The organism is Pantoea rwandensis, from assembly GCF_002095475.1.
Classification (GTDB): Bacteria; Pseudomonadota; Gammaproteobacteria; order Enterobacterales; family Enterobacteriaceae; genus Pantoea; species Pantoea rwandensis.
This window is the reverse complement of sequence record NZ_MLFR01000014.1, coordinates 28,666-54,938: the sequence shown is the minus strand read 5'-3', so window position 1 is coordinate 54,938 and position 26,273 is coordinate 28,666. Positions and strand designations below refer to the sequence as shown.

Annotated in this window: 28 protein-coding genes and 2 pseudogenes; 16 read left to right on the top strand and 14 right to left on the bottom strand. The window is 51.9% G+C overall.

Annotation, left to right across the window (positions count from 1 at the left end; genetic code table 11):
• Positions 1-55: 55 nt before the first annotated feature.
• Genes flgG through flgB form a run of 6 tightly spaced genes read right to left on the bottom strand, consistent with a single transcriptional unit; the run spans position 56 to position 4,423 of the window.
• Positions 56-838 carry a flagellar basal-body rod protein FlgG gene (gene flgG, locus HA51_RS14440; RefSeq protein ID WP_084935295.1) on the bottom strand — a complete coding sequence of 261 codons (783 nt, stop codon included), beginning with the start codon at positions 836-838 and terminating at the stop codon, positions 56-58.
• A 17-nt stretch (positions 839-855) separates the two neighbouring features.
• Positions 856-1,614: a flagellar basal body rod protein FlgF gene (locus HA51_RS14435; protein WP_084935294.1), complete on the bottom strand. Its 759-nt coding sequence runs from the start codon at positions 1,612-1,614 to the stop codon at positions 856-858.
• 20 nt (positions 1,615-1,634) lie between these two features.
• Complete coding sequence (gene flgE / locus HA51_RS14430; RefSeq protein WP_084935293.1) at positions 1,635-2,891, bottom strand: flagellar hook protein FlgE; 1,257 nt, start codon at positions 2,889-2,891, stop codon at positions 1,635-1,637.
• A 24-nt stretch (positions 2,892-2,915) separates the two neighbouring features.
• The gene (gene flgD / locus HA51_RS14425; protein WP_084935292.1) at positions 2,916-3,590 is read right to left on the bottom strand and encodes a flagellar hook assembly protein FlgD; all 675 of its coding nucleotides are present in this window, start codon (positions 3,588-3,590) and stop codon (positions 2,916-2,918) included.
• Between the two features lie 12 nt (positions 3,591-3,602).
• Positions 3,603-4,007 carry a flagellar basal body rod protein FlgC gene (flgC, locus tag HA51_RS14420; RefSeq protein ID WP_034830669.1) on the bottom strand — a complete coding sequence of 135 codons (405 nt, stop codon included), beginning with the start codon at positions 4,005-4,007 and terminating at the stop codon, positions 3,603-3,605.
• Positions 4,008-4,009: 2 nt separating this feature from the next.
• The gene (flgB, locus tag HA51_RS14415; RefSeq protein WP_034830667.1) at positions 4,010-4,423 is read right to left on the bottom strand and encodes a flagellar basal body rod protein FlgB; all 414 of its coding nucleotides are present in this window, start codon (positions 4,421-4,423) and stop codon (positions 4,010-4,012) included.
• Between the two features lie 153 nt (positions 4,424-4,576).
• On the opposite strand from flgB, the gene flgA reads away from it, so the two are divergent.
• From flgA to flgN, 3 genes are all read left to right on the top strand, one after another.
• Positions 4,577-5,236: a flagellar basal body P-ring formation chaperone FlgA gene (flgA, locus tag HA51_RS14410; RefSeq protein ID WP_084935291.1), complete on the top strand. Its 660-nt coding sequence runs from the start codon at positions 4,577-4,579 to the stop codon at positions 5,234-5,236.
• Positions 5,237-5,341: 105 nt separating this feature from the next.
• Complete coding sequence (flgM, locus tag HA51_RS14405) at positions 5,342-5,650, top strand: flagellar biosynthesis anti-sigma factor FlgM (protein WP_084935290.1); 309 nt, start codon at positions 5,342-5,344, stop codon at positions 5,648-5,650.
• Between the two features lie 5 nt (positions 5,651-5,655).
• On the top strand, positions 5,656-6,087 hold the full coding sequence (gene flgN / locus HA51_RS14400) for a flagellar export chaperone FlgN (RefSeq protein WP_084935289.1): 432 nt from the start codon (positions 5,656-5,658) through the stop codon (positions 6,085-6,087).
• 30 nt (positions 6,088-6,117) lie between these two features.
• On the opposite strand, the gene murJ is transcribed toward flgN, so the two are convergent.
• The 4 genes from murJ to rimJ all read right to left on the bottom strand — a co-directional run bounded on the left by murJ (position 6,118) and on the right by rimJ (position 9,935).
• Entirely contained in the window at positions 6,118-7,656 is a 1,539-nt protein-coding gene (murJ, locus tag HA51_RS14395; protein ID WP_084935288.1) for a murein biosynthesis integral membrane protein MurJ, read from the bottom strand.
• 121 nt (positions 7,657-7,777) lie between these two features.
• Entirely contained in the window at positions 7,778-8,698 is a 921-nt protein-coding gene (locus HA51_RS14390) for a Gfo/Idh/MocA family protein (RefSeq protein ID WP_084935287.1), read from the bottom strand.
• Between the two features lies 1 nt (position 8,699).
• A complete protein-coding gene (locus HA51_RS14385) occupies positions 8,700-9,329 on the bottom strand; it encodes a DUF480 domain-containing protein (protein WP_084935286.1) in 630 nt (209 codons plus the stop codon).
• A gap of 18 nt (positions 9,330-9,347) precedes the next feature.
• Positions 9,348-9,935 carry a ribosomal protein S5-alanine N-acetyltransferase gene (gene rimJ, locus HA51_RS14380; protein ID WP_084935285.1) on the bottom strand — a complete coding sequence of 196 codons (588 nt, stop codon included), beginning with the start codon at positions 9,933-9,935 and terminating at the stop codon, positions 9,348-9,350.
• A 245-nt stretch (positions 9,936-10,180) separates the two neighbouring features.
• Here rimJ and mdtH point away from each other — a divergent pair.
• The 10 genes and pseudogenes from mdtH to HA51_RS14330 all read left to right on the top strand — a co-directional run bounded on the left by mdtH (position 10,181) and on the right by HA51_RS14330 (position 17,912).
• A pseudogene (gene mdtH, locus HA51_RS14375) lies at positions 10,181-11,384 on the top strand (multidrug efflux MFS transporter MdtH).
• A gap of 89 nt (positions 11,385-11,473) precedes the next feature.
• Positions 11,474-12,121: a glutaredoxin 2 gene (gene grxB, locus HA51_RS14370; protein ID WP_084935284.1), complete on the top strand. Its 648-nt coding sequence runs from the start codon at positions 11,474-11,476 to the stop codon at positions 12,119-12,121.
• Between the two features lie 110 nt (positions 12,122-12,231).
• Positions 12,232-12,794, top strand: a pseudogene (locus HA51_RS14365) (lipoprotein).
• A 134-nt stretch (positions 12,795-12,928) separates the two neighbouring features.
• Positions 12,929-13,975 carry a dihydroorotase gene (gene pyrC, locus HA51_RS14360; RefSeq protein ID WP_084935283.1) on the top strand — a complete coding sequence of 349 codons (1,047 nt, stop codon included), beginning with the start codon at positions 12,929-12,931 and terminating at the stop codon, positions 13,973-13,975.
• Positions 13,976-14,043: 68 nt separating this feature from the next.
• On the top strand, positions 14,044-14,289 hold the full coding sequence (gene dinI, locus HA51_RS14355; protein WP_084935282.1) for a DNA damage-inducible protein I: 246 nt from the start codon (positions 14,044-14,046) through the stop codon (positions 14,287-14,289).
• 143 nt (positions 14,290-14,432) lie between these two features.
• Complete coding sequence (locus HA51_RS14350) at positions 14,433-14,702, top strand: hypothetical protein (protein ID WP_084935281.1); 270 nt, start codon at positions 14,433-14,435, stop codon at positions 14,700-14,702.
• A 287-nt stretch (positions 14,703-14,989) separates the two neighbouring features.
• Positions 14,990-15,244 (top strand): biofilm formation regulator BssS, encoded by a 255-nt coding sequence (bssS, locus tag HA51_RS14345; RefSeq protein WP_013508627.1) that lies wholly within the window; start codon positions 14,990-14,992, stop codon positions 15,242-15,244.
• A 105-nt stretch (positions 15,245-15,349) separates the two neighbouring features.
• Positions 15,350-16,465, top strand: coding sequence for an N-methyl-L-tryptophan oxidase (gene solA, locus HA51_RS14340; RefSeq protein ID WP_084935280.1), 1,116 nt, complete (start codon positions 15,350-15,352; stop codon positions 16,463-16,465).
• A gap of 297 nt (positions 16,466-16,762) precedes the next feature.
• Complete coding sequence (locus HA51_RS14335; protein WP_084935279.1) at positions 16,763-17,332, top strand: cytochrome b; 570 nt, start codon at positions 16,763-16,765, stop codon at positions 17,330-17,332.
• Between the two features lie 4 nt (positions 17,333-17,336).
• Positions 17,337-17,912 (top strand): YceI family protein, encoded by a 576-nt coding sequence (locus tag HA51_RS14330; protein WP_084935278.1) that lies wholly within the window; start codon positions 17,337-17,339, stop codon positions 17,910-17,912.
• A 44-nt stretch (positions 17,913-17,956) separates the two neighbouring features.
• Here HA51_RS14330 and trhO read toward each other — a convergent pair whose 3' ends face one another.
• Positions 17,957-19,012, bottom strand: coding sequence for an oxygen-dependent tRNA uridine(34) hydroxylase TrhO (gene trhO / locus HA51_RS14325; protein WP_084935277.1), 1,056 nt, complete (start codon positions 19,010-19,012; stop codon positions 17,957-17,959).
• A 267-nt stretch (positions 19,013-19,279) separates the two neighbouring features.
• On the opposite strand from trhO, the gene HA51_RS14320 reads away from it, so the two are divergent.
• From HA51_RS14320 to HA51_RS14310, 3 genes are all read left to right on the top strand, one after another.
• Entirely contained in the window at positions 19,280-20,203 is a 924-nt protein-coding gene (locus HA51_RS14320; protein ID WP_084935276.1) for a Kdo(2)-lipid IV(A) acyltransferase, read from the top strand.
• Between the two features lie 558 nt (positions 20,204-20,761).
• Positions 20,762-21,028, top strand: coding sequence for a hypothetical protein (locus tag HA51_RS27545; protein WP_084935275.1), 267 nt, complete (start codon positions 20,762-20,764; stop codon positions 21,026-21,028).
• A gap of 119 nt (positions 21,029-21,147) precedes the next feature.
• A complete protein-coding gene (locus HA51_RS14310) occupies positions 21,148-21,546 on the top strand; it encodes a MysB family protein (RefSeq protein WP_084935274.1) in 399 nt (132 codons plus the stop codon).
• Between the two features lie 3 nt (positions 21,547-21,549).
• Here the strand turns inward: HA51_RS14310 and HA51_RS14305 are convergent, their stop codons facing one another.
• From HA51_RS14305 to HA51_RS14295, 3 genes are all read right to left on the bottom strand, one after another.
• Complete coding sequence (locus HA51_RS14305; protein ID WP_084935273.1) at positions 21,550-21,789, bottom strand: YceK/YidQ family lipoprotein; 240 nt, start codon at positions 21,787-21,789, stop codon at positions 21,550-21,552.
• 174 nt (positions 21,790-21,963) lie between these two features.
• Positions 21,964-24,513, bottom strand: a complete 2,550-nt coding sequence (mdoH, locus tag HA51_RS14300; protein ID WP_084935272.1) for a glucans biosynthesis glucosyltransferase MdoH — start codon at positions 24,511-24,513, stop codon at positions 21,964-21,966.
• Positions 24,506-26,041, bottom strand: coding sequence for a glucan biosynthesis protein G (locus HA51_RS14295; RefSeq protein ID WP_211282946.1), 1,536 nt, complete (start codon positions 26,039-26,041; stop codon positions 24,506-24,508). Before HA51_RS14295 ends, mdoH begins: the two co-directional genes overlap by 8 nt.
• Positions 26,042-26,273 lie beyond the last annotated feature (232 nt).

The window sequence follows — 26,273 nt, the reverse complement described above, 5'->3', positions numbered from 1 at the left end:
GACCTTTTTCATGTTCTTAATCAGGCCAGCCCCAAGCTGGCCCAACGATCCCAGATTAAATCTGGGTTAATTTCTGCAGCATCTGATCAGAGGTGGTGATCGCTTTGCTGTTAATTTCATAAGCACGCTGCGTCTGGATCATGGTCACCAACTCTTCCGCCACATTGACGTTCGAGGTTTCGACGTAACCCTGATACAGCAGACCCGCGCCGTTCTGACCCGGTGTACTCTGTGTTGCCGCACCCGATGCCTGCGTTTCCTGATAGAGGTTTTCACCCAGGCTATCGAGGCCCGCATCGTTCATAAAGGTGCTAATTGTCAGCTGCCCAACCTGTGCTGGGTTGGTCTGACCCTGCTGCGTCACGCTCACCACACCGTCACGCGAGATGGTGATACTGGTGGCGTTAGCTGGAATAGTAATACCCGGCTGTACAGGGTAACCGGCGTTGGTGACCAACTGGCCGTTTTGATCCACCTGGAAAGAACCGTCGCGAGTATAAGAAGAGGTGCCGTCTGGCATCTGCACTTCGAAATAACCCTGGCCGTTGATAGCCACATCTTTCGAGTTGCTGGTCTGCGACAGGTTACCTTGGGTATGCAGACGTTCAGTGGTGACAGGACGCACACCGGTACCAATCTGCAAGCCGGAAGGCAATGTCGTCTGTTCAGATGACTGCGTACCCGGCTGACGTAATGTCTGGTACATCAAATCTTCAAACACCGCACGCGAACGCTTAAAGCCGTTGGTCGACACGTTGGCGAGGTTGTTCGAAATAACGTCCATATTGGTTTGCTGGGCGTCAAGACCGGTTTTGGCGATCCATAAAGAACGAATCATGCTGTTTTCCTTACGCCTTAGCTGCTCATGTTGAGCAGTTGATTGGCTTTTTGTTCGTTTTCATCGACGTTGGTGATGACTTTCATCTGCATCTCAAAACGTCGGGCGTTGGCGATCATATCGACCATGGTTTCCACTGGCTTGACGTTGCTGCCTTCCAGTACGCCGGGCATCACTGCAACGGTGGCATCGTTAGCAAACGCAGCACCGCGTGTCGCCTGAGCGGCTTGGGTCGGACGGAACATACCGTCGTCTCCGCGCTGTAGCTCTTTACCGGTGGCCTTAACCAACTTCAGCTTGCCGATCTGCACCGTGGCATTCGGCGCATCGCCCGCATTACGCGAGGTGATGGTACCGTCAGCCGCGATCGTCAGTTCAGCGCCTTGCGGAATGGCGATTGGACCGCCATCGCCCATCACGGGATTGCCCTGAATGGTCAAAATACCGGTCGAGCTAATCTGCATGTTGCCGTTGCGGGTATAAGCTTCAGAACCGTCAGCGGTACGTACCGCCAGCCAGCCATCTTGCTGTACTGCCACATCCAGCGGGCGCCCGGTGTTGTCCATCGCGCCGGGTGTCATATCGGCACCCGGGGTTGAAGCGGCAACTAAGGTGCGCGTTGGCAGCGACCAACCGTTGACCGGCACCGCGCGCAACGCGTTGAGCTGAGCACGAAAGCCCGGCGTTGAGGCGTTGGCGAGGTTGCTGGCGGTCACCGATTGTTGTTCCATCGTCTGACTGGCTGCGCCCATCGCGGTATATATTGCGTGATCCATAGTGCAATCCCGTTAGTGTATTAACGTAATTGAATCAGTGTGTTGAGGATCTGATCCTGTGTCTTGATGGTCTGGCTGTTGGCCTGGTAGTTGCGCTGTGCAACGATCATGTTGACCAATTCTTTACTCAGATCGACGTTGGAAGCTTCCAGCGCGCCTGAGGTCAGATTGCCATAAGTGCCGGTCCCCGCCAGGCCGATGGCAGCCTGACCAGAAGAGCTGGTTGATGACCAAACGTTATCGCCTTCTGACTTCAGGCCTTCTGGGTTAGAGAAGCTGGCCAATACCACCTGACCCAACAGCTGGGTTTTCTGGTTGGAGTAGGTACCGGTAATGGTGCCGTCATCATTGATGGCGTAGCTGGTCAAGTCACCCGGTGCATAGCCGTCCTGCGTTGGGCTACCAAAAGACGTGGTGCCGGTGTTCTGCTGCGCGCTGCCCAGCAAGCTGAGGCTAATCACCTGGTTGGCTGCTGCACCGTTGGCTGCAGTGGCGGTTGCAGATGGGTTTAGCGTCAGTGAAACAGTGCTGGCCGTTGTCACCGGTGGAGTTGCATCATTAGTCACGCCAGTCAACTGACCATTGGTGCTGAAGGCCATGTTGAAGGTGCCCAGGTTGTCACCGGTGGTGGAATCCAAGGCATGCACGGTCCAGCTGTTGCTGGCGGAGTCTTTAACGTAATACAGGTCCAGTGCGTGGTCGTTACCCTGTGAGTCATAAACAGTCACGGTGCTTTTGGCGTTGTAGCTGTCGACATCTGATGCACTAAAGGTGGTCACTGTAGGCACCGCATCTGTCGAGTTCAGGTTAGAAACCAGACCTGCTGTGGTGGTCGCACGCGCGGCCATCTGAGTGGTCGGTACGCTCAGTGCCACCGGGTTTGCGCCCGTCTGGATGGTTGGCGGTGTACCGGTTGCCGGGTAACCTGTCACGCTCAAACCCTGAGTGTTCACCAGGTTGCGGTTCTCATCCAAGGTGAACTGACCATTACGTGAGTAGAACACGCCGCCTGCGGCATCGGTCATACGGAAAAAGCCGTTACCGCTCAGTGCAACATCAAGACCACGGCTGGTTGAGGTGGTGGTACCGTCGTTGAAGTTCTGAATCACCGCCGCCACTTTGGTACCCATACCCACGTTGGAACCGGCAAACATATCGGCAAAGGAAATGGTGCTGGATTTAAAGCCTGCTGTTGCGGAGTTGGCGATGTTGTTACCAATGACATCCAGGTTACTGGAGGCCGCATTCATACCACTGACTGCTTGAGAAAAAGACATAGCGTGTCTCCTGCTAAATGTTAATTAGAGAATCTGACGAACTTCATCAAGAGTGGCGGAGCCCATGGTGCCGAGATCCAGTTTTGCGGTGTCATCGACCGTACTCACGCCATTGACGTAGGCATAGTTGAGCGGCTGGGCCACCAGTTGTGTGCTGCCATTGCTGGCGGCAATCGATACCGAATATTTTCCATCAGCCACCGTTGTGCCGTTCGCGTCAGTGCCATCCCAAGAGAAGGCGTGAACGCCAGACGTCAATGCGCCCAAATCGATAGTGCGAACCACAGTGCCATTCGAATCCTTGATGGTCGCGGTGGTCGCGGTGGAGGCCGTCGTCAGCTCTACCCCAAATGGCGTCGTGGTCCCACTGCCGACCAGAATCTGGCTGCCATCAATCATCACGCCATGACCGATCAACGTGGTGCTTTGCAGAGACTGACTGGTGGTGAGCTGCCCAGAGATTGAACCCAAGGTGGTGTTCAGCTTCTCAATGCCGCTCAAGGTATTGATTTGCGCCAGCTGGGTGGTGAGCTGGCTGTTATCCATCGGATTGGTTGGGTCCTGATTCTGCAATTGCGTGACCAGCATGGTCAGGAATTGGTTCTGCAAGTCCTGGGCACTGTTGCCGGTGCCAGTTGAACTGGATGAACTGAGTACCGTTGGGTCAAGGTTGGCGTTAACGCCTACTGCTACGCTCATAATCGTGCTCCGTTATTGACCCATCGTCAGGGTCTTCATCATCATGGACTTCACCGTGTTCAGCACTTCGACGTTGGCCTGATAGCTGCGCGACGCTGACATGGTGTTAACGGTTTCTGAGACGACATCGACGTTTGGCATCTTGACGTAGCCCTTTTCATCCGCCATCGGATTACCCGGGTCATACACCAGTTTGGCAGGGGTTGGATCGTTAACGACACCCGCCACTTTGACACCCCCGGTCGCCGCGCCTGGCGCCGCATCGGTTTGGAAAATCACTTGTTTCGCCACATAGGGTTGGCCATCTGGGCCCGTCACACTGTCGGCGTTCGCCAGGTTACTGGCACTGACGTTGAGGCGCTGTGATTGCGCCGTCATCGCAGAACCGGCGATATCAAAGATATTCAGCAATGCCATGGTTATTGCCCCTGCAGCACGCTCATCATGCCTTTGATCTGGCTACTGATGAGGGTGAGATCGGTTTGGTATTTCAGACTGTTATCTGCGAACTGCGTACGTTCACGATCCATATCCACGGTGTTGCCATCCGCGGCGGGTTGATCGGGAATGCGGTACATCAAGTCCATAGACGGCTGCGAATTGGTTTCTGCTGCAATATGGCGAGAAGAAGTCACCTTCAATGCCATGCTGCTGCCTTCCGCGCGGCCGTTTTCCATCACCTTGCTCAGCTGGCTGGCAAAGTCGATATCCCGCGCCTGGTAGCCTGGGGTATCGGCGTTGGCAATGTTAGACGCCAGGATTTCCTGACGCTGAGCACGTAGGTTTAACGCTTCTGTACCAAATCGCAGCGCGGCATCGAGTTTGTCGAGCATGCTTCCTCCGCGAATGAGAATTTCGAGTGGACAGCTTAATTGGACAAAAGCAAGGGCTATCGTCTGAATAGCAGCAAAAATGACGGCTATTTTTGACATTGAATTTTTCGCGCGAAGAGTAGACTCAGGCCATCTTCTCGACAGGAGGCGTTTATGCGCAATTCTTCCCCCTTGTTGGCGACACTTTTGCTGGCTATCGCGCTGCCCGGTCATGCGGCGGACCTGACCGCCCAGTTAACGCAGTTTTTTAAAGCACGCGATCCACAACATGCGGCGGGTATGACGGTAGTGATACGCACGCCAAAAGAGCAGTGGCCCAGCTGTGAGACGCCGGAATTACAACTACCGGGTAACAGTCGCCAATGGGGTAACCTCAGCATTGCAGCCAACTGCGCGCAGAATCGTCGCTTTTTGCAGGTGCAGATTCAGGTGACTGGACAGTATTTGGTTGCCAGCCGTCAGGTGGCACGAGGCAGCGCCCTTGATCCTAATGACTTCCGTATGGAAACAGGTCGCCTTGATGAATTACCGCCTCGCGCCCTGTTTGATAACAACAGCGTGGTCGATGCCATTGCCCTACGCGATATCCCACCAGGACAGGCTGTGACAGCTTCGATGCTCCGCCAGCCTTGGCGAGTAAAAGCGGGCCAAAATGTGATGGTCGTCGCCAGCGGAAACGGGTTTAATGCCAGTAGCGAAGGACGTGCGCTGAACAACGCCAGCGCGGCTCAGATGGTGCGCGTACGCATGGGAAATGGTCAGGTTGTCAGTGGTCGCGTCGATGCGGATGGGAATATTCTGATATCGCTATAAAGCGTTAAAGAACCCTGTTGTTCTGCCGATAGAGATATCAACAAAGACATTACCCTATGCTGACTCAGTTGGCTGACCCCCAACTGAACTTACAGGAGCCATACCATGAGCATCGACAGAACGCAGCCTTTAAACCCGGTTAGCACTGTGCAAACCCGTGATACCAACGATAACAGCAGCAAAGTGCGCCAGAGCGCAACGCCTGCCGTCACCACGACCACCAGCGAAAGCGGTGCTGAAGTGAAGTTGAGTACCGCCCAGGCACAGTTGATGCAACCAGGCAGTAAAGACATCAACACCGCTCGTGTTGAGCAGCTGAAAACCGCCATTCGCAATGGTGAACTTAAAATGGATACCGGTAAGATCGCCGACGCGCTGATCGCCGATACCAAGGCGTATTTAGAGGGTAACTAATCCCAATGGACAATCTGCTGACCACTTTAGACAAAATGCAGGATGTGCTGGCTTCACTCACAGTGGTGATGAATGAAGAACAACAGCAACTTTCTGCCGGCCAGGTGAATGGCAACATGCTGCAGCGCATCTCAGAAGATAAAAGCGCGCTGCTGACCACGTTGAACTATCTGGACGAAATGCGCCGCAGTACTGAGAAGACACTCGGTACACAGGCGCCTTATGGTGGTCACAGCGATCGTGAACGTCGTTGGCAGAGCATTCAGCAGCATACCCGTCGCCTGCGTGATACCAACACGCATAACGGTATTCTGTTGCAACATCAAATCAGCTTTACCAACGAGGCGTTGGCGGTGCTGAAGCCGCACCAGACGCAGGCGTTCTACGGCCCAGATGGATTAGGTAAGGGTCAGGCGACGCTCAGTCGCAAAGGGTAAAATGAAAAATCCCGCCGAGGCGGGATTTTTTTATGCCAGCGTACGGCGGGCAAAATCTTTTGGTCGGAAACCGAGTAAACCGAGCATCACGAAGTAGGCTCCGCCACCGATGGCGCACACTGCCGCTAAACGCAACAAACGCGACCACATCTGCCCCTCTTCCCAAGCGGGCATGACATGCAAGATCCCCAGTAGCGCTGCCGCCATCACCACCACCGCGATCAACAAACGCACCAGAAAACTCATCCAGCCGGGTTGTGGCTGGAAGATGTCCTGCTTACGCAGTTGCCAATAAAGCAGTGCGGCATTGAGGCAAGCTGCCAAACCGATTGAAAGCGACAGACCGGCATGTTTAAGCGGGCCAATAAAGGCCAGGTTCATCAGCTGCGTCATGATCAACGTGACGATGGCGATTTTGACCGGCGTTTTAATGTCCTGACGAGAATAGAAGCCCGGAGCCAGCACTTTCACCACGATCAGGCCCATCAATCCGACGGAATACGCCACCAGCGCGCGTTGCGTCATCGCAGCATCAAAGGCGGTAAACTTACCGTATTGGAACAGGGCTACCGTGAGCGGACCAGAAAGAATGCCTAACGCCACGGCGCTTGGCAGCGCCAGCAGGAAGCACAGGCGTAGGCCCCAGTCCATGAGACGAGAGTATTCAGCGTGATTGCCGCTGGAAAAACTCTTCGCTAAGGATGGCAACAAAATCGTGCCTAATGCTACGCCTAACACGCCGGACGGGAACTCCATCAGACGATCAGCGTAATACATCCATGACACCGATCCTGATACGAGGAATGAGGCAAAAATCGTGTTGATGATCAACGATATCTGACTCACCGATACGCCAAGAATCGCCGGTCCCATCTGACGCATCACGCGCCAAACGCCTGCGTCACGCAGATTGACGCGTGGCAGCACCAGCATGCCAATTTTCTTCAGATGCGGCAGTTGATAGAACAGCTGCAACACACCGCCTACCACCACCGCCCAAGCCAGTGCCATCACCGGGGGGTGGAAGTGCGGTGCCGCAAACACCGCGAAGCCAATCATGCTGATGTTCAGTAACGTGGGTGCAAAGGCAGGTACCGAGAAGCGGTTCCAGGTATTGAGTATTGCGCCAGCCAGAGACGCCAGCGAGATCAGCAGGATATAAGGGAAGGTCACGCGCAGCAGCGAACTGGTCAGCGCAAACTTATCCGCCGTGTCGGCAAAGCCGGGAGCGGTCACAATAATCACCCATGGGGCGGCAACCATCCCTAAAACCGTTACCACCGCCAATACCAATGTCAGCAAACCGGACACATAGGCAATAAATACTCGCGTCGCCTCTTCCCCCTGCTTGCTTTTGTACTCGGCCAGAATGGGGACAAATGCCTGAGAAAAGGCGCCTTCAGCGAAGATGCGGCGCAGCAAATTAGGCAACTTAAAGGCCACGAAGAAGGCATCGGTAGCCATCCCGGCACCGAATACACGAGCCACAATGGCATCACGGGCAAAGCCCAGCACGCGAGAAAACAGCGTCATCGAACTGACGGCTGCCAGCGATTTCAACAAATTCATAATGAGTGACGCATCCTGAAAAGTATCGGATAAATGAGCAACTTAGCGCGGGCAACCTGTGATGCCCGGCGATAGTCTACTGACACGGCAGGAAATGACCAGCATTGAGTGTTACAAGGGGTTATTCCTGTTCAGCATCGCGCCACAACTTTTCCACCAGACGCTGCGCCGCTAGCGCCTGCTCACCACTGGTTTCAGGCATCGTCTGATTTTGAACACACTGAATAAAATGATGGGCTGCGCCGCTGAAACCGCGCTGCGTGAGATGGCTTTGCCATGAGGGGGATGCTTCACAGCGCAAACCGTGGGTGTTCTCTTGCTGCCAATTGCGCATTTCATTGATTTCAATGTAATCACCGTCACAAATAGCGCTGACGACCTCACGCTGTGTCCCAGCGCGACGGTGCATACTGGTGGTGATTTGCAGCGACCCCGCCGAGAAATGGTGCTCAGCATAGAGCATGGCACCTTCGTCATTGGTTTCGATATGGCCCTGCTCTCGCGTGAGTTTGCCGCCCGCTAGCCACAGAGCGGTATCCACCACATGCAGGTAATCATCCAGCAGCGTAAAACGGAGATCGTGCGGACCGACGCTGTCGGCGCGGTGTTTTTCAATACGTAATGAGGCAGCGCGTGGCATCTCGGTTTTCAGCTGTTGATAACGCGGGGCGAAGCGGCGATTAAACGCCACCATCAACTTTCGCTTGCGCTTTTCCGCCAAGGCCACCAGCGACTCTGCCTGTTGCAGCGTTTCAGCCAGAGGTTTATCGACACAGACATCTTTCCCCGCGAGCAATAGCGCTTGAACCACTTCGAAATGGCTGGCCGTGCTGCTATGGACAAATACCGCATCGCTGGCCGCCGCCAACGCATCCAGTTGGCTAAAATAGGGAATACGGTAGCTGTCGCAAATGGGTTGTGCTTTCGCCTGACTCGGTGAAAAAGCGCCCGCTAATTGCCAATCCGTAGCGTGTGACAACACCGGTAGCCACGCTTTTTGCGCGATCCCCCCCAGCCCCACGATACCAATACGTAACGTCATATCAGTGCTCCTGTTGCAGTAATTTTTCCAACTGGGCGACACGCGCTTCTAACTGTGCAACGCGCGTGGTGAGGTCTTCATTGTCTGCCGTGCTGAGGTGCTCAACGCTCTCTTCTGCCACTTCGCCACCAAACAGGTGCATATAACGGCTTTCCCGTTTACCCGGCTCACGCGACAGTCGCACGACCATTGGACCATCATCACGCGTGATCAAACCGCTCAGCGTCTGTTCCACTTCATTCATATCGCTAAACTCATGCAGGCGCCCACTGCGAGTACGTAGCTCACCTGGCGTCTGAGTGCCGCGCAAAAACAGCAAGGTTAATACCGCCACTTCTGCACTGTTAAGTTGCAGATTGCCAAACGCTGAGTTGCAGAAGCGCTGTTCGTATTTACTGACACGCTGCCCGAAGCCGCTATTAGAGGTGGCGAGATGTTTTTTCACTAACTCATCAAGCTGCGATTGCACCTCCATTTCACTAAGATTCATCACCGGTTCACGGTTGGATTTTTGATTGCAGGCAGTGACCACGCCATTCAATGACAGTGGATATTGGTCGGGGGTGGTGACCTGCTTCTCCAGCAAGCAGCCGATAACGCGCAGCGCCTGCGCAGAAAGTGCCATCTTCATTGCTTAGTCCTTTTATTTTCAACGACGTTCCGGGGTCCACTCGCGCCAGGTCAGGGCAGTCAGCACGTGGTCCTGCCAGCGACCATCAATAAGCAGATAGTCTTTCGCATAACCTTCTTTCTCAAAACCAAGGCGAGCGAGTAGATCACCACTGCGCTGATTGTGCGGCATATAATTTGCCATAATGCGATGGATACGCTGCTGACGCTGCATGTAGCGAATGGCAGACTGCAGTGCTTCAAACATCATGCCCTGCCCTTGCCACTTCTCACCCAGCGAATAACCGAGATAGCAGGCGTGAAAGGAACCGCGCAACACATTGCTAAAGTTGGCGACACCGCGCACTTCGCGCTCTTCCTGGTCCATCAACACAAAATAGTAAGCCGATCCCTGTTTATGCATGTCGGCTATCAAGCCAAGACGCGCTTGCCAACCGGAGGGGTAGCAGTGGCTTTCATCGCGCACCGGCTCCCAGGGCTTGAGAAAAACGCGATTCTCAGCGTAGTAATCAGCCAATCGCCAGGCATCGCGTTCGTGAACTAAACGGACCACCAAACGATCGGTAGTGAGGCGCACGCGTGGGCCAGCAGAACGATAGCCAAACATCATGACTCCTGAAATCCATAACTTTAAGAAAGATGTACGCCAGCGGCGATACTTCTCACTATAACCGTCCCCTTCGCTGCGGTAAAACCCTCGAAAGCATGCAACGTCATTGTTCCTGATTCAGGATTAAATTTTCTGCGCATTCGATTAAAAAATATCATCCTGATAAAACTATTTTTCCCACCTGAGCAGGCAGAAAATAGACCAAATGGTCTCTTATTCCACTCTCTTGCTCAGGATAAAGCATGTCTCGGGTTGCGCGGGCACGACGCCTTGGTAAAACATTTTTATTAGTCGATAACATGCTGGTCGTGTTGGGTTTTTTTGTCGTATTCCCGCTAATTTCCATTCATTTTGTCGAACAACTCGGTTGGGCGGCATTAATGGTGGGTATTGCGCTGGGATTGCGCCAGTTTGTCCAGCAAGGGTTCGGCATCTTTGGCGGGGCCATTGCCGATCGCTTTGGTGCTCGCCCCCTTATTGTCACCGGCATGCTGATGCGCGCGGCTGGTTTCGCCTGCATGGCTCTGGCCCATCAACCCTGGCTACTGTGGTTGGCCTGTGTGCTCTCAGGCCTTGGCGGCACGTTATTTGATCCTCCACGTAGCGCCATGGTGGTAAAACTGGTGCGCGCACGCGAACGCGGTCGTTTTTTTCTCGCTGTTAATGATGCAAGACAGTGCCGGCGCAGTGCTCGGAGCGCTGGTGGGCAGTTGGTTACTGGCATGGGATTTCCGTTTGGTCTGCTGGGTGGGCGCAGGGGTGTTTGTCACCGCGGCAATCTTCAACGCCATCTGGCTACCCGCCTGGCGTATCTCGACTGAACGCATTGCCATGCGCGAGGGCTTGCAGCGTGTCTGGCAAGATAAACGCTTTCGCCTCTATGTTTTGACGCTCACCGGTTACTTTATTTTGGCGGTGCAAGTCATGCTGATGCTACCGGTGATGGTGAACCAAGTCGCGGGATCGCCGGCAGCGGTAAAATGGATGTACGCCATTGAAGCCATGCTTTCGCTGAGTCTGCTCTATCCGATTGCACGCTGGAGCGAAAAGCGTTTTCGGCTGGAGACCCGCCTGATGGCCGGTTTGTTCCTGATGACCTTTAGCCTGCTCCCGGTCGGCATGACGGATTCACTTCCCTCGTTGTTCATGCTCATCGGCGTGTTTTATCTCGGTTCAATCATTGCTGAACCCGCACGTGAGACACTCAGCGCTTCACTGGCCAGTTCTCGTGCTCGCGGCAGCTATATGGGCTTCAGCAAATTAGGACTCGCCATTGGCGGGTTGATTGGCTACTCCGGTGGCGGCTGGATGTTTGACATCGGGCAACAGATGGCGTTACCGGAATTGCCCTGGATGCTGCTGAGCAGCATCGGGATGATCACCTTGTTGGCATTGTGGTGGCAGCTTCAACCGCGTCCCGTCGCACCAGTCATATTCAGCAGCTAGTTTGCCCCTTCAGACAATCTCTTCCATACTTCCCGCACGTCCGGAAAAAGGGTGACCGCTGTCACCCTTTGCATCAAAGGAGAAGCGGGATGAAACTTTACATCTACGATCACTGCCCTTTCTGCGTCAAAGCGCGCATGATTTTCGGGTTAAAAAATCTGCCAGTTGAATTGATTGTTATGCTCAATGACGATGAGCAAATGCCCAAAAAACTCATTGGTCAGAAAATGGCGCCCATTCTGCAAAAAGCCGATGGTAGCGCCATGCCAGAGAGCATGGATATTGTCCGGTTAGTGGATAAACAAGATCGCGAACCCTTGCTCAATGGCAAAAACAACCCTGCCATCAGCGAATGGTTGCGGCGCGTGAACGGTTATATTAATAAGCTACTGATCCCACGCATCGCGGAAGCTTCGTTTGCCGAGTTTGCCACACCGGAAGCACGCAACTACTTCCGCGAAAAAAAACAGGCCAGCCTCGGCGATTTCACCGAGCTGCGTAAACACGCACCGGGACTGATTAAAAATATCAGTGATGACCTGCGCCAACTCGACAAGCTCATCGTCAAACCCAATGCGGTGAACGGTGAACTGTCAGAAGATGATATTAATTTGTTTCCTTTACTGCGCTCGCTCACGCTGGTAGCCGGTATTGATTGGCCGAGTCGCGTTGCCGATTATCGAGACAATATGGCGAAACAAACGCAAGTCAATCTGCTCTCTTCCATCGCAGCATAGTGCTGTGTCCTGAGAAACGCTGCGGCGTTTCTCATCCCTCTCCTGGTGACACCTGGCACGCTTTCAGGCACGCTATGCCTGTTTTGCCGTATCGTTCAGGATGAGGAAATATGAAAAAGGCGATGTCTGGGCTGCTAGCCCTGTTTTTAGCGTGATGTTGAGCGGCTGTAACCAATTGACGCAGTACACCATCAGCGAGCAGGAAGTGAATCAGGCGCTGCAGAAGCGCAATAACTTCGAAAAAGACATCGGTGTTTCCGGGTTGGTCAATGCACATATTGTGCTGAGCGATCTGAACAGCCAAATTGGCCGCGAAGAACCCGGCAAGATTACCCTGTCTGGCAAAGCTAACATCAATGTCAGTTCCCTGTTCGGTCCGCAGCAGGCTGAAATGCAATTGAAGATGAAAGCACAACCCGTTTTCAATGCGCAAGAAGGTGCTATTTATCTGCATGATATAGAGATTGTTGATGCGCAAGTACAGCCAGAGAAGATGGCATCCATCATGAAAACGCTGACACCCTATTTGAATGAGTCGTTGAAGCGCTACTTCAACGAGAAACCCGCTTATGTGCTCAGTGAAGACCGGAGCAAAGGGGAAGCGCTGGCGAAGAAATTTGCTAAAGGCATTGAGGTCAAGCCAGGAGAACTGGTGATTCCGTTTACGGATTAACCTCTGCAACCGCACCTTCGGGTGCGGTTTTCATTTACCCGAATAAAATCCCGTGCAAACGGTTGCTCACACCCTTATGATTACTCCCCGGCCTAAACGTGCCCTTTCGTTTTTTCTTAGCCGGAGCCTTTTGAATGACAGCCCAACCTCAGCAAATCACGATTCGCCGCCCTGACGACTGGCATATCCATCTGCGCGATGGCGCGATGCTCAATGCCGTATTGCCTTATACCAGCGCAGTGAATGCACGTGCGATTGTCATGCCAAACCTGGTTCCACCGGTGACCAGCGTCGATGCCGCGATAGCTTATCGCGAACGCATTATGGCCGCGCTGCCCGCTGAGCACGCCTTTACGCCGTTGATGACCTGCTATCTCACCGATTCATTGGATCCCGATGAGATCGAACGCGGCTTCCGTAGCGGGACGTTCACCGCCGCTAAACTCTATCCCGCACATGCCACCACGAATTCGAGCCACGGTGTCACCAATATCGCTTCCATCGCCAGTGTGCTGGATCGGATGCAGCAGATCGGTATGCCAATGCTGGTTCATGGTGAAGTGACCGATTCGCATATCGATATTTTTGATCGTGAAGCGCGTTTTATTGAAACCGTGCTGGAGCCGCTACGCCAGCAGTTCCCAGGCCTGAAAGTGGTCATGGAACACATCACCACCAAAGAAGCAGCGGAATACGTCGCGGCCGGCAACGATCTGTTAGGGGCAACGATTACGCCTCAGCATCTGATGTTTAACCGTAACCACATGCTAGTGGGCGGCGTGCGTCCTCATCTTTATTGCCTGCCCATTCTGAAGCGCAATATTCATCAGGAGGCACTGCGTAAATTGGTCGCCAGTGGCAATCGTCGCGTATTCCTCGGCACTGACACTGCGCCGCACCTGCGCCATCTGAAAGAAGCCAGCTGTGGTTGTGCTGGTGTCTTTAATGCACCCACCTCGCTACCGGCTTACGCCACCGTATTCGAAGATTTGCAAGCACTCGAGCACTTCGAAGCGTTCTGTTCAGAGAACGGACCTAATTTCTATGGGCTGCCGCTCAACGAGGGCACGCTGACGTTAGTTCGTGATCCATGGACGGTGCAAGAGACCATCAAGGTCGCCGATGACACGTTGGTGCCTTTCCTTGCAGGTGAAACGCTGAACTGGCGTATCAAAGAATAATTTTGCGCTACTTGCCTTTGGGATAACTATACTGTACAAATAAACAGTATATTATTCCGGAGGCTCTTATGCGTGTTGAAATTACCGTAGCGAAAACCCAGCCCCTTCCTGCAGGTGCGTTAGACGCACTGAGTGCCGAACTGACCCGCCGTATTTCTCTTGAATTCTCTGATGACGATCACCATGTCAAAGTCCGTTATGCGGGCGGTAATCAGCTCAGCGTATTCGGCGGCGGTAAAGAGACGCGCGAGCGCATCAGCGATATTTTACAAGAAACGTGGGAAAGTGCAGACGACTGGTTTATTACTGATTAACTGCCACTGTGCCGTTTTCGCCGGGTTTCGCCACCCGGCTTTTTTGTTTTTATTTCCCCCTCGCCAGATAAAGTTGCTGCATCTAGACTCTGATTAAACGATCCCCTATTCTTGCCTCGTCATGCTGACAGGAGGTGTTTTACATGACTACTGAAAAACCAGAAGAGGCGATGACGTTTGGTGAGTTACTGGCATTAATTGCCGAACAGCAACGCCGCTTGACCGTACTGGAAAATGCTTTTGCCAGTTTAACGTTCTGTCTTGACGATCGTGCCAGCCAACTGCTGGTGCATAACTTGTCACTTGAAGCGCAAAACCAGAACCACGACGCACAGTTACAGCAACATTTTACCCGGTTGGCCGAAGAGATTCAGAAGCGTAATGGCCTGTTACCCGCCGATCCTCACGCCTGAGTGGGTAGCGTTTTATACCCATCACGCGCTGTAAAGTTTCACATGATGAGCGCCGATAACGCTGTTGTAGAAGTTCTGTAGATTATCCAATAAATGCCCAGTGCATCGGGCATGCTATTATTCGACAAAAATAGCATTTGAAACGCATTTATTTTAGAACTGTTTTATAACACCCACTTTTAAACTATTGTACCGCCTGTTTCATGTTATAATTGTTCCGCTAGTGCAAGAAAAGCCGCATTGAACCTCAAGAAGCACTTCGTTTAACGAGTAATATGGAGGTTATAATGGACAGAAATAAAGACGTCATCCAGACGCATCCGTTGGTTGGATGGGACATCAGCACCGTAGACAGTTATGACGCCATGATGATCCGCCTGCACTCGCTATCATCGCAGGATCAGAAAGAAGAAGAAGCTGACGTAGGCCCCACCTACTGGCTGACTACCGATGTAGCCAGGCAGTTCATCTCGATACTCGAAGCTGGCATTGCAAAGATAGAGTCCACAGAGCAATACCTACGCGACAATCAAAAGCATTAATTCTTATCTTCGCGTGAAAGGGCACCCAATCGGGTGCCTTTTTCATGGGCGCTCTCTTTTGGTATGCTGTTGAAAAAATTCGCCGTGTGCAGGAGTGATGTGGTTATGGTTTATGATCTGATTGTGGTGGGCAGCGGATCGGTTGGCGCAGCCGCCGGTTTTTATGCGACCCAAGCGGGCTTATCGGTATTGATGATTGATAGCGCCCATCCCCCACACAGCCAGGGCACACATCATGGTGAAACGCGCCTCATCCGCCACGCTTACGGCGAAGGTGAACGCTATGTGCCACTGGTGCTGCGTGCACAAACCTTATGGGATGAGCTGGAACGCCAAGGCGGCGAGCGTATTATGCACCGCAGCGGTATCCTCAACCTCGCGCCACTGACTTCAACCTTTATTCAGAATGTCATCGACAGTGCAAAAGCCTTCAAGCTGGATGTGAAAGTGTTACAGGCGGACGAGGTGCGTAAGCGCTGGCCACAAATCGAAGTGCCAGATGGATACATTGGTGTATTTGAGCCTAACTCCGGTTTCCTTAAGTGTGAGCAAGCGGTACGTAGCTGGATAAAGTTGGCTGAACAAGCTGGCTGTGCGCAGCTGTTTAATTGCCCTGTGAGTGAAATAAGCCGCGACGGCGACCTGCAGCAAGTCACTACGCGCGATGGCGTGTTCCGCGCGCGTAAGCTACTGGTCAGCGCGGGAACCTGGGTCAGTCAACTGGTGCAAGACCTGCCTGTCAGCCCAGTACGTAAGGTGTTTGCCTGGTATCAGGCTGACGGACGTTACAGTGAAAATAATCAATTTCCAGGGTTTACCGTGGAGATGCCGGATGGCACGCATTTTTATGGCTTCCCAGCGGATAACAATGCATTAAAAGTAGGACGCCATGATGGCGGCCAGCTGATGCAGAAACCTGAAGATCGTAAACCTTTTGGCAGCATAGCGGCAGATGGCAATGAGGCATTCAGTTTCCTGCGCCAGTTCCTGCCGGGCGTCGGAGTATGTTTGCACGGTGAAGCTTGTAGCTACGACAATACGCCTGATGAAGATTTCATTATTGATACGCTACCGGGTGAGCCAAATCGTTTGATCATCACTGGCTTAAGCGGCCACGGATTCAAATTTGCCAGCGTGCTCGGTGAACTCGCCAGCGAATTCGCTCAGGACAAACCTTTCTCATTCGATCTCACGCCATTCTCCCTGGCACGCTTTGCTTGAATAATATCACCGTGCTGGCGCACTGCCGCGCCAGCATGGTTGACATAAATTGACGTTAATTTATCTTTCATTAATTTTTAAAACAGCCATTGCCGCATTTGGTGTAGCAATTGATTTTTTATTCATATCTTTTCCCGCTAACCGTCCTCTGCATTCAATAATCTTGATCAACATTGGAATAATTACCCATTTATTACGAATGACTTTTTAAAAGTTATAGAAAAGTAAGCCTGATTGCTTTCACATTTCAAAATGTGGATGCTCATTACTACTTATTTCATTTTCCGGTCAACAATCATGTGGCGTAATTCCACTCAACACTTCGGGCTCTTATCCCTTTTATTGCATTGGCTGATGGCGCTGGCCATTTACGGCATGTTTGCGTTGGGTTTATGGATGGTGGGCTTGGGTTATTATGATGGCTGGTATCGCAGTGCGCCGGAAATACATAAAGGCATCGGTATCTTATTATTTGCCACGTTACTGTTGCGGCTGAGTTGGCGCGTGGTCTCACCGCCGCCTGCTCCACTGGCACATTACTCACCTCAGGTTCGTCGCTCCGCCTCTGCAGCACACTGGCTACTGTATGGCCTGCTACTGATTTTGCTGTTGAGTGGTTATCTGATCTCCACCGCCGATGGTAAACCTATCTCAGTTTTCGGTTGGTTCAGCGTGCCCGCTTTGTTCAGTGGTGCAGGTATGCAAGCCGACCTGGCGGGTGACATTCATTTATGGCTGGCTTGGGGGTTGGTGCTGCTTTCGGCTCTGCATGCGCTCGCCGCGTTGAAACACCATTTTGTTGATCGTGATGTGACATTGAAAAGGATGTTGGGTTACCGCATCCCGTTAACCTCTGAAAAGGAATAGTAATATGTTAAAGAAAACCCTACTGGCACTCGGCGCCGTCAGCGTGCTCAGCGCCAGCTTGATGGCCAACGCCGCTGACTATAAGTTTGATAAAGAAGGCCAACACGCCTTTGTGCAGTTCCGCATCCAGCATTTAGGCTACAGCTGGTTATACGGCACCTTCAAAGACTTTGACGGTACTTTCACCTTTGATGAGGCCAATCCCGCTGCGGATAAAGTGAGTGTAACCCTGAATACTGCCAGTCTCGATACTAACCATGCAGAGCGAGACAAGCATATTCGTAGCGCTGACTTCCTGAATAGCGCCAAATTCCCGCAAGCCACCTTTACTTCCACCGCAGTAAAAAAAGAAGGCAAGGACTACAAGATTACCGGCGATCTGACGCTCAACGGTGTGACTAAACCGATTACGCTGGATGCCAAATTAATGGGTGAAGGCAAAGATCCGTGGGGAGGTTATCGTGCAGGCTTTGAGGCGAGTGGCAACATCGTGCTGAAAGAATTCAATATCAGCAAAGATTTAGGGCCGGCTTCGCAAACTGCAGAACTGATTATATCGGTGGAAGGTGTACGTCAATAAAACGCAAGCAGCCTGAAGTCGAGTGACTTCAGGCTGAACATCGATTACTTCTTGTCTGGCGCAGGGATCGCCATGGTCATATTCAATAATCCGCGAGATTTATTGAACACTTTATTGCCATTTTCACGGCCCGCACGGCGTGCGCGCTGTTCTTCTGGCTCCAGCTTTGACTCTTCCATGCAAATCGGGCTGCAGCAGTTTTGGTACTTCTCCGCGCAGCTAGGGCACTGAATGAATAACAGATGGCATCCATCATTAACGCAGTTGGTATGGCTGTCGCAGGGGACGCCACACTGATGACAGCTGGAAAGGATATCGTCGGAAATACGCTCTCCCATACGTTCATCAAAGACAAAGTTTTTGCCTTTAAAGCGTACAGGTAATCCCTGTTCACGAGCACGGCGGGTATATTCAATAATCCCGCCTTCAATGTGAGAAACATCGCTAAAACCGTTGTGTTTCATCCATGCACTGGCTTTTTCACAGCGAATGCCGCCGGTACAGTACATGACAATTTTTTTATCTTTCTGCTCCTGCAACATATCCACAGCCATAGGCAGCTGATCGCGGAACGTATCTGCAGGAACTTCAATCGCATTGTCGAAGTGCCCCACTTCAAATTCGTAGTGGTTACGCATATCGACGAAAACCACCTCGGGATCGTCCAGCAACGCATTAACGTCCGCTGCTTTTAAATAGGCGCCCACATCACTGGCATCAAAGCTATTGTCTTCAATCCCGTCAGCCACAATGCGTTCGCGGACTTTGAGACGCAATACCCAGAATGATTTACCGTCATCGTCCAGCGCAATGTTCATGCGCAGCTGGTTGAACGCGGGTTCAAAGGCATACAGTGCAGCCTTCATGCTTTCATATTGGCTGGCTGGAACACTGATTTGTGCGTTAATCCCTTCATGAGCAACATACACGCGGCCAAACACTTTAAGCTTAGTCAGCTCAATATACAGGGCGTCGCGGAAGGCTTTAGGGTCGGCGATCTGGAAATATTTATAAAAAGAGACTGTGGTACGCGGCTCAGTTTCCGCCAGCATACGTTCTTTCAGCTCTTTATTGGAAACAAGGTTGTGTAACACTGGCATGGTGTTCTTCCTGTTAGCAATCAGAGAAATTTAGCGCGCACATGATACCTGAATTCACCCTGAAGCAAAGCCTTTGGTGCCATTATCCTCCAGGTCGTGATTTCAGGCGCATTTCTCTTTCGCTATTGCATTTTAATGCGTAAAGCTGCCGCCGACAGCCAGGGGGCAAGCTATGCTTGATTTCAGTCAGCGAGAAAAAATGGCATAATCGCGGCAAATAACAGAAACCGGACTCTCTGGCACAAGACGCAGGATACTGACATTTCAATGACTCAACTTCCCCAACTTTCTCGTGAGCTTCTTCATCCACGCTATTGGTTAACCTGGATTGGCATCGGTTTTCTCTACCTGCTGGTATTACTCCCCTACCCGGTGTTACACGCAATTGGCTGCGGCTTAGGTCGTATTGCAATGCGCTTCTTGAAACGTCGTGTTGAGGTTGCGGAACGTAATCTGGAGTTGTGTTTTCCGGATATGCCCACCAGCGAACGTGAGGCAATGGTGAAGCATAATTTTGAGTCAGTCGGCATGGGGCTGATCGAGACCGGTATGGCATGGTTCTGGCCGGACTGGCGCATTCAAAAATGGGTAGCCACTACCGGGCTTGAACACGTTGCCAATGCGCTGGCTGAGAAACGTGGCATTCTTTTGATTGGCATGCATTTTCTGACCCTCGAGTTGGGAGCACGCGTGTTTGGCATGCACAATCCAGGTATCGGTGTTTATCGTCCTAATGATAACAAGCTGATTGACTGGCTACAGACCTGGGGAAGAATGCGCTCCAATAAAAGCATGCTCGATCGCAAAGACCTTAAGGGCATGATTCGTGCCATGAAGAATAACGATATTATCTGGTACGCACCGGACCATGATTACGGCCCACGCAGCAGTGTCTTCGCACCCTTCTTTGCCGTACCCGATGCAGCGACCACCACCGGAACCCATATGCTCATTCGCCTGGGTAACCCCAGTGTGATCCCATTTCTCGCACGTCGTTTGCCTCATGCCCGCGGCTATGAATTAAAGATGATGCCCGACATTCGCGATAAATTTTCTCTGGAGAATGAACTTGATACGGCCATCGTGATGAACAAAGTCGTAGAAGAGTCCGTACTGCTGGCGCCAGAACAGTACATGTGGCTGCACCGCCGTTTTAAAACTCGCCCCGAAGGTCAACCTTCCCTTTATTAATGTGACCTGGAGCACGTTATGTGCTCCATTTACTCCCAACCTAATTTGGCTTAGGCCGCGATGATATCCGGCAAAATTTGTTAAAACTGGACCAGCCTGAATTCAGGCCCCTGCTTCAGACAGATCCAATGTAAACTTCAAAACTCATCTTAAAACATTAATAGGCGTGCAGAATCTTAACCCTTGTTAACAAAATGTGAATAACGAATGGCGCATCTTGTTGAATTCTTATCTTACCTCATCAGACTCGTTTACCGATTGAAATACACCTGCGCGGATCTGATTTTAAGTAATTCCAGGCCTATTCCTATTTAATATTGCTGAATGCTTCGGCTTCGCTTATCAATCCAATAAAATTAACTTACTTAACAAGGTTTTGTCTTAGGTGTTTAGACCTATATGCTTTTTCTATCACATTAGCAATATCGTTATACCATTCTGGAATTTGTTCGCGAAATCGATTCCAGTTAGTTTCAACCGTGACAGTTAGTTCAATAACTGCCCTTCTAAAAATATAAAAAGATTACACACAGCATATATATCGCAGGAACTTATAATATGAATAAAGGCATCTATTACTATGTAACGATCAGTACTGATCCGGAGGGATATCACCTCTTGCATCGGAAAGAGTGTAAGCGTCTACCTGTAAAGGAGGACATGGTATTTATCGGTACACTCTATAATTTAAATCAGGCCTTATCGACCGCGCGAATTAATTTCAAAAAGGTGAAACCCTGTATTAAATGCTGCATCCGTTATTCTGCCCCTATTATTCGCGAGTCTGTACGTCCTGTACTGCATTTCCCGCAAAAGATGATCTAAACGGACCGGGCGATTGAGAATCACTCAATCGCCCGCCGTTATTTCCATCCTGCCCTGCACTCCGCCAATTTTCGTCTATCCTTCTGAGAAATCCCCTTTAAACAGACATGGAGTTTATGATGAGCCTCTACAGCACCCTTGAAGAAGCCATTGACGCAGCACGGGAAGAGTTTCTTGCCAGCCAACCCGATACTCATGAAGACGATGCCAGCGTCAGTCAGTTTGCGCTGCAAAAGTATGTGATGCAGGATGGCGATACTATGTGGCAGGCCGAATTTTTTGCCGGTGATGATGATCAGGGTGAATGCCTACCCATCTACAGCGGCCAAGCGGCACAGGCCGTATTTGACGGTGATTTTGACGAAGTGGAACTGCGTCAAGAGTGGCAGGCAGAGAATACTTTGCACGAATGGGATGAAGGTGAATTCCAGCTGGAACCCCCACGCGACCTCGAAGAAGGTGAAGCCGCAGCGGAAGAGTGGGAAGATGACGACAGTCCTTCAGACAAGTGGGCGTAAATATTATTCGTAGGGACCGTGATGGGCATCGACCGGTAACAACAGCGTGTCCATCACCAGAGACAGGGGCAAATCAATAATGGTCAATACGCGCCATGGGCCGTCTCGAACATCCCATTGTACCCCAGGGTAATATTGACTGCCGTGGCCCTGACCAGGAATGGTGCGGCTAATGATACTGCCACATCCACTGAGCAGCAGGATGGCGGCGCTGAGCGCGGTTAATTTCAGGAAATCATTCACAACATTTACTCACAATGAACTGGCGCCATTTTAACCGTTGACGCACGCTAATAACCACACCCTGAAGCGTAAAGATTGCGTAGTGGCATCCATTATCATGTCCCTTATGAACCCCTCCTCGCGTATCTAACGGCAATAAAAAAGCGGCATCTCTGCCGCTTTTCTGTTTCCATCTTAACGCTGAGGCAGCGCTTCAGGATTGAGTTTCAGCTTTTGATAGCTCTCCACCCACTGATGATATTTATCCGCACTTTCCCACAGGCGTGAATGCACACGCGCCAGCACCACTGGATCGCTGATCAACTGCAAGCGTTGCTCGCGGTTAAGCTTTTCAGGTGCATCGCTCAGTGCCTGATCGACGCGACGATCGCGGGCATGATCAAGCAAGGTGCTCTGCTTGTGACGTGACGTTGCCATCGCAGTCGCTAATGCGTTAAACGCGGGGTTGAACAGCGCATGCATAAAGCCATTCTTCAGCGCACGCTCGCGGTTGAGTTGCAGATAGTTATCGGTATCAATCAGTTCCTTCGGCGGGTCATACTCTTCCGGGATCAGGAACAGCTTCGCGTTCTTACTCTTCTGCCCTATCGTCGCGCGGCTCGACATCACCGACACAAACGGCGACAGAATCAGTGAGAATACAATTGGCGACAGCCACCACAGGAAGTTCAGATCGAGCAGACCCATACCGCCAGCCCAAACGATACCTAACAGCATCTGAGAACCATGACGACGGAAAGCTTCACTCCACGGAGTGGCATCATCATCACGCTGCGGCGAATTCCAGACCACTTCCCAACCGAGGAAAGCACTGACCACGAACACGGTGTGGAACAGCATACGCACGGGTGCCAGCAGCACCGAGAACAGCATTTCCAGAATCAGGGAGCAGAACAGTCGAATCGCCCCCCCATATGACTTCGCACCCTTGAACCAGATCAGCACCACGCTCAGCAGCTTCGGCAGGAACAGTAGCACCAAAGTGGTAGAGAACAGCGCAATCGCCAAATCTGGACGCCACTGCGGCCACACCGGGAACAACTGGCGCGGTTGCAGGAAGTAGGTCGGTTCCATCAGCGTATGCACCACCTGCAAAGCAGTAGACAGTGCCAGGAACATAAACCACAACGGTGCGGAGAGATAAGACATTACGCCTGTCAGAAACACTGCACGGTGCACCGGGTGCATACCTTTCACCAAGAACAGGCGGAAGTTCATCAGGTTACCGTGGCACCAGCGACGGTCACGCTTCAGCTCATCCAGCAAGTTCGGCGGCAGCTCTTCATAGGAGCCAGGCAGGTCGTAAGCGATCCAGACACCCCAGCCAGCACGACGCATCAGCGCGGCTTCAACGAAGTCATGCGACAGGATCGAACCAGCAAAGGAACCCTCACCCGGCAACGGTGCCAAAGCACAATGCTCAATGAAGGGTTGAACACGGATGATGGCGTTATGCCCCCAGTAGTGCGACTCCCCTAACTGCCAGAAGTGCAGACCGGCGGTAAACAGCGGGCCGTAAACGCGCGTGGCGAACTGCTGGCAGCGGGCATACAGCGTATCCATACCAGACGCTTTAGGCGACGACTGGATAATACCGGCGTTCGGGTTAGCTTCCATCATGCGCACCAAGCCAGTGAGACACTCACCGCTCATCACGCTGTCAGCATCCAGCACGACCATATAGCTGTAGTTGCTCCCCCAGCGACGGCAGAAGTCATCGATGTTGCCGCTTTTACGCTTCACACGACGACGACGGCGACGATAGAAAATCTTACCTGCACCGCCGACATCACGCACCAGCTCCATCCAGGCTTTCTGCTCAGCGATAGCGATATCCGCATCGTAGCTGTCGCTCAGGATATAAACATCAAAGTGCTCTGCATTACCGGTACGCTTCACTGATTCCCAAGTTGCACGAAGCCCAGCGAACACACGTTCGACGTCTTCATTACAAATGGGCATGATCAGCGCCGTACGGTGCTCAGGATTGAGCGGCTCGTCACCGTTAGTCGAGTACGAAATGCTGTATTTATCCCGCCCAATCAGCAGCTGCAGGAAGCCCATCAATGCGGTCCAGAAACCGGCGGATACCCAGCAGAACAGAATCGCAAACAGGAATAATATCCCGGTTTGCAAAATGTACGGCAGTATCAGCTCCACCGACTGCAACCAGTTCTGGTTAAACAGCTCGATAGGATCGAGCAGCGTCCAGCCCTGATAGGGCAGAATGGTTTTCATGTACCAGGTGGCGATGACCGTCTGCAATAGCGTCAGAATCAACAGCACATAACGGCGCATTGAACCCACATGACGCCATTTGTCTTCCGTCTTTTGCTCTTCCGCCGTCGCATAACGGGGAGTGGATTTCTGGCCTCGCAGTGAATCCCAGGCGCGCGCAATTGGGTTGGTGCGCCAGATTTCCGGGAACATCAGCGAGCGCTTCACTTTCGGCATCGCCTTCAGTGTGGTGCGGTCGAGATAATCTTTACTGAGTTGCTGACCCTCAGCCAGTGAATCTGGCCAAGCCATTTGCACGCGGGATGACACCGATTTCAGCGGTGCATCATCCGGGCGCTCGCTGGCAGCGATATCTTGCCCCAGCGACGAATGAATAGCGTGGAACGCCTGAGCATGTTGCAGTGAATCACTCAGGCGAGCTCGCCCTGCCGCATCAAGCGGCAGAGCTTCCACATAAGATTGAGGTAAAAATGTCGAATTATTCATTGGCAGGTAGCTGATAGCTCCAGGTTTCCGTCAATGTCTTGTCGCCGCTCACCAGCGCCGCACGCATTTCGGTCGGCTGCTTGTTATCTTTCACGCGCAGACGCAACACCAGACGCCAGCCTTTGGTCACCGGGTTGTAGCGTACACTCTGCTCAACCACATCGGCGTTGTTACCGACACTGACCTGCGGCGCCACTTGCGTGTTATCCGGCAACTTACTCATGGCTTTACCCACGAAGTCGATGGTGAAGGCAATGGAGCCGTCTGGCTGACGCACCAGATTGGACTGTTTCACATCACCGGCAGAACGCAGTGTGTTTTTCACCCATGCCACATCATCTTGATGCAGCAGGTTTTCATCACGTGTGAAGTGCAGACGATACTGGAAGTTCATCTCTTTGCCAGGTTCTGGCAGTTTTTCCGGCGACCAGAAAGCAACGATGTTGTCGTTGGTTTCATCAGCGGTCGGGATCTCTACCAGTTCAACGCGACCTTTACCCCAGTCACCCAGCGGCTCAACCCAGCCACTTGGGCGCAGGTCATAGCGATCGTCAAGATCTTGATAGTGGCTGAAATCACGTCCACGTTGCAGTAAACCGAAACCTTTCGGGTTTTCAATGGTGAACGTGCTCACCGCCAAATGTTTCGGGTTATTCAGCGGACGCCAGATCCACTCACCATTCCCCGCGTGAATCGACAATCCGTTGGAGTCGTGCAATTCATTGCGGAAGTTGGTCACAGGTGAAGGCTGATTAGCACCAAACAGGAACATACTGGTCAGGGGTGCGACACCCAATTTGCCGACGTTATCACGCAGGTAAACTTTTGACTGCACATCAACCGTGGACTCTTTGCCCGGTTTGATAATGAAGCGATAGGCACCTGATGCTCGCGGTGAATCCAACAGGGCATAAATCACCAGCTGCTTGTCTTGCGGTTTTGGACGTTCAATCCAGAACTCTTTAAAGCGCGGGAACTCTTCACCGGATGGCAGCGCAGTATCGATTGCCAAACCACGTGCTGACAGACCGTAGACCTGCCCTTCACCAATGACGCGGAAGTAGCTGGCACCAAGGAAGCTTGCAATCTCGTCGTCCTTACCCTTTTTATTTAACGGATACAGGACTTTAAAACCAGCAAAGCCAAGATTTTTAACCGCATCAGCATCGTGTTTTACATTGCCGAAGTTGAAATAGTCAGGGTTATATTTGATTTCACGTACCGATGACGCAGTGACTTCATTAATTTTTACCGGGGTATCGAAATACATGCCCTGATGGTAGAACTCGAGCTTAAACGGCGTGCGCAGTTTGCCCCAGTAGGCTTTGTCGTGGTTAAACTGAATTTGCTGATAGTCAGCAAATTTCATATCACGAAACTGAGAGGGTAAATTGCTCTTCGGCGCTTCGTAACCTTTCCCGGCCAACGCCTTGGCTTGTTTTGCTACATCATCAATGTTGAACGCCCAACTATTGTTGGCGTACAACGCCAGCAGAACTGCCGCGCCAACCCACCGCATTTTTACCAGTCCTACTTTATTATTCACTTTATTTAGCACATCCCCCCCTTTCGTGCGCTCTAATCAAACCCATTTATCTTAAAGGATTATTCCGTTTTCCGACAGCATATGCACAACATTGTTCCGCTGATTTGTAAGCTGAAAGTGTGCTTTTCGGATAATTAAACCCTTCAGGTTAAGATACAGAATCACCTGATAGTATACGCTGTTTACAGCAGGTAGAATTTTCATCCAGCATAAT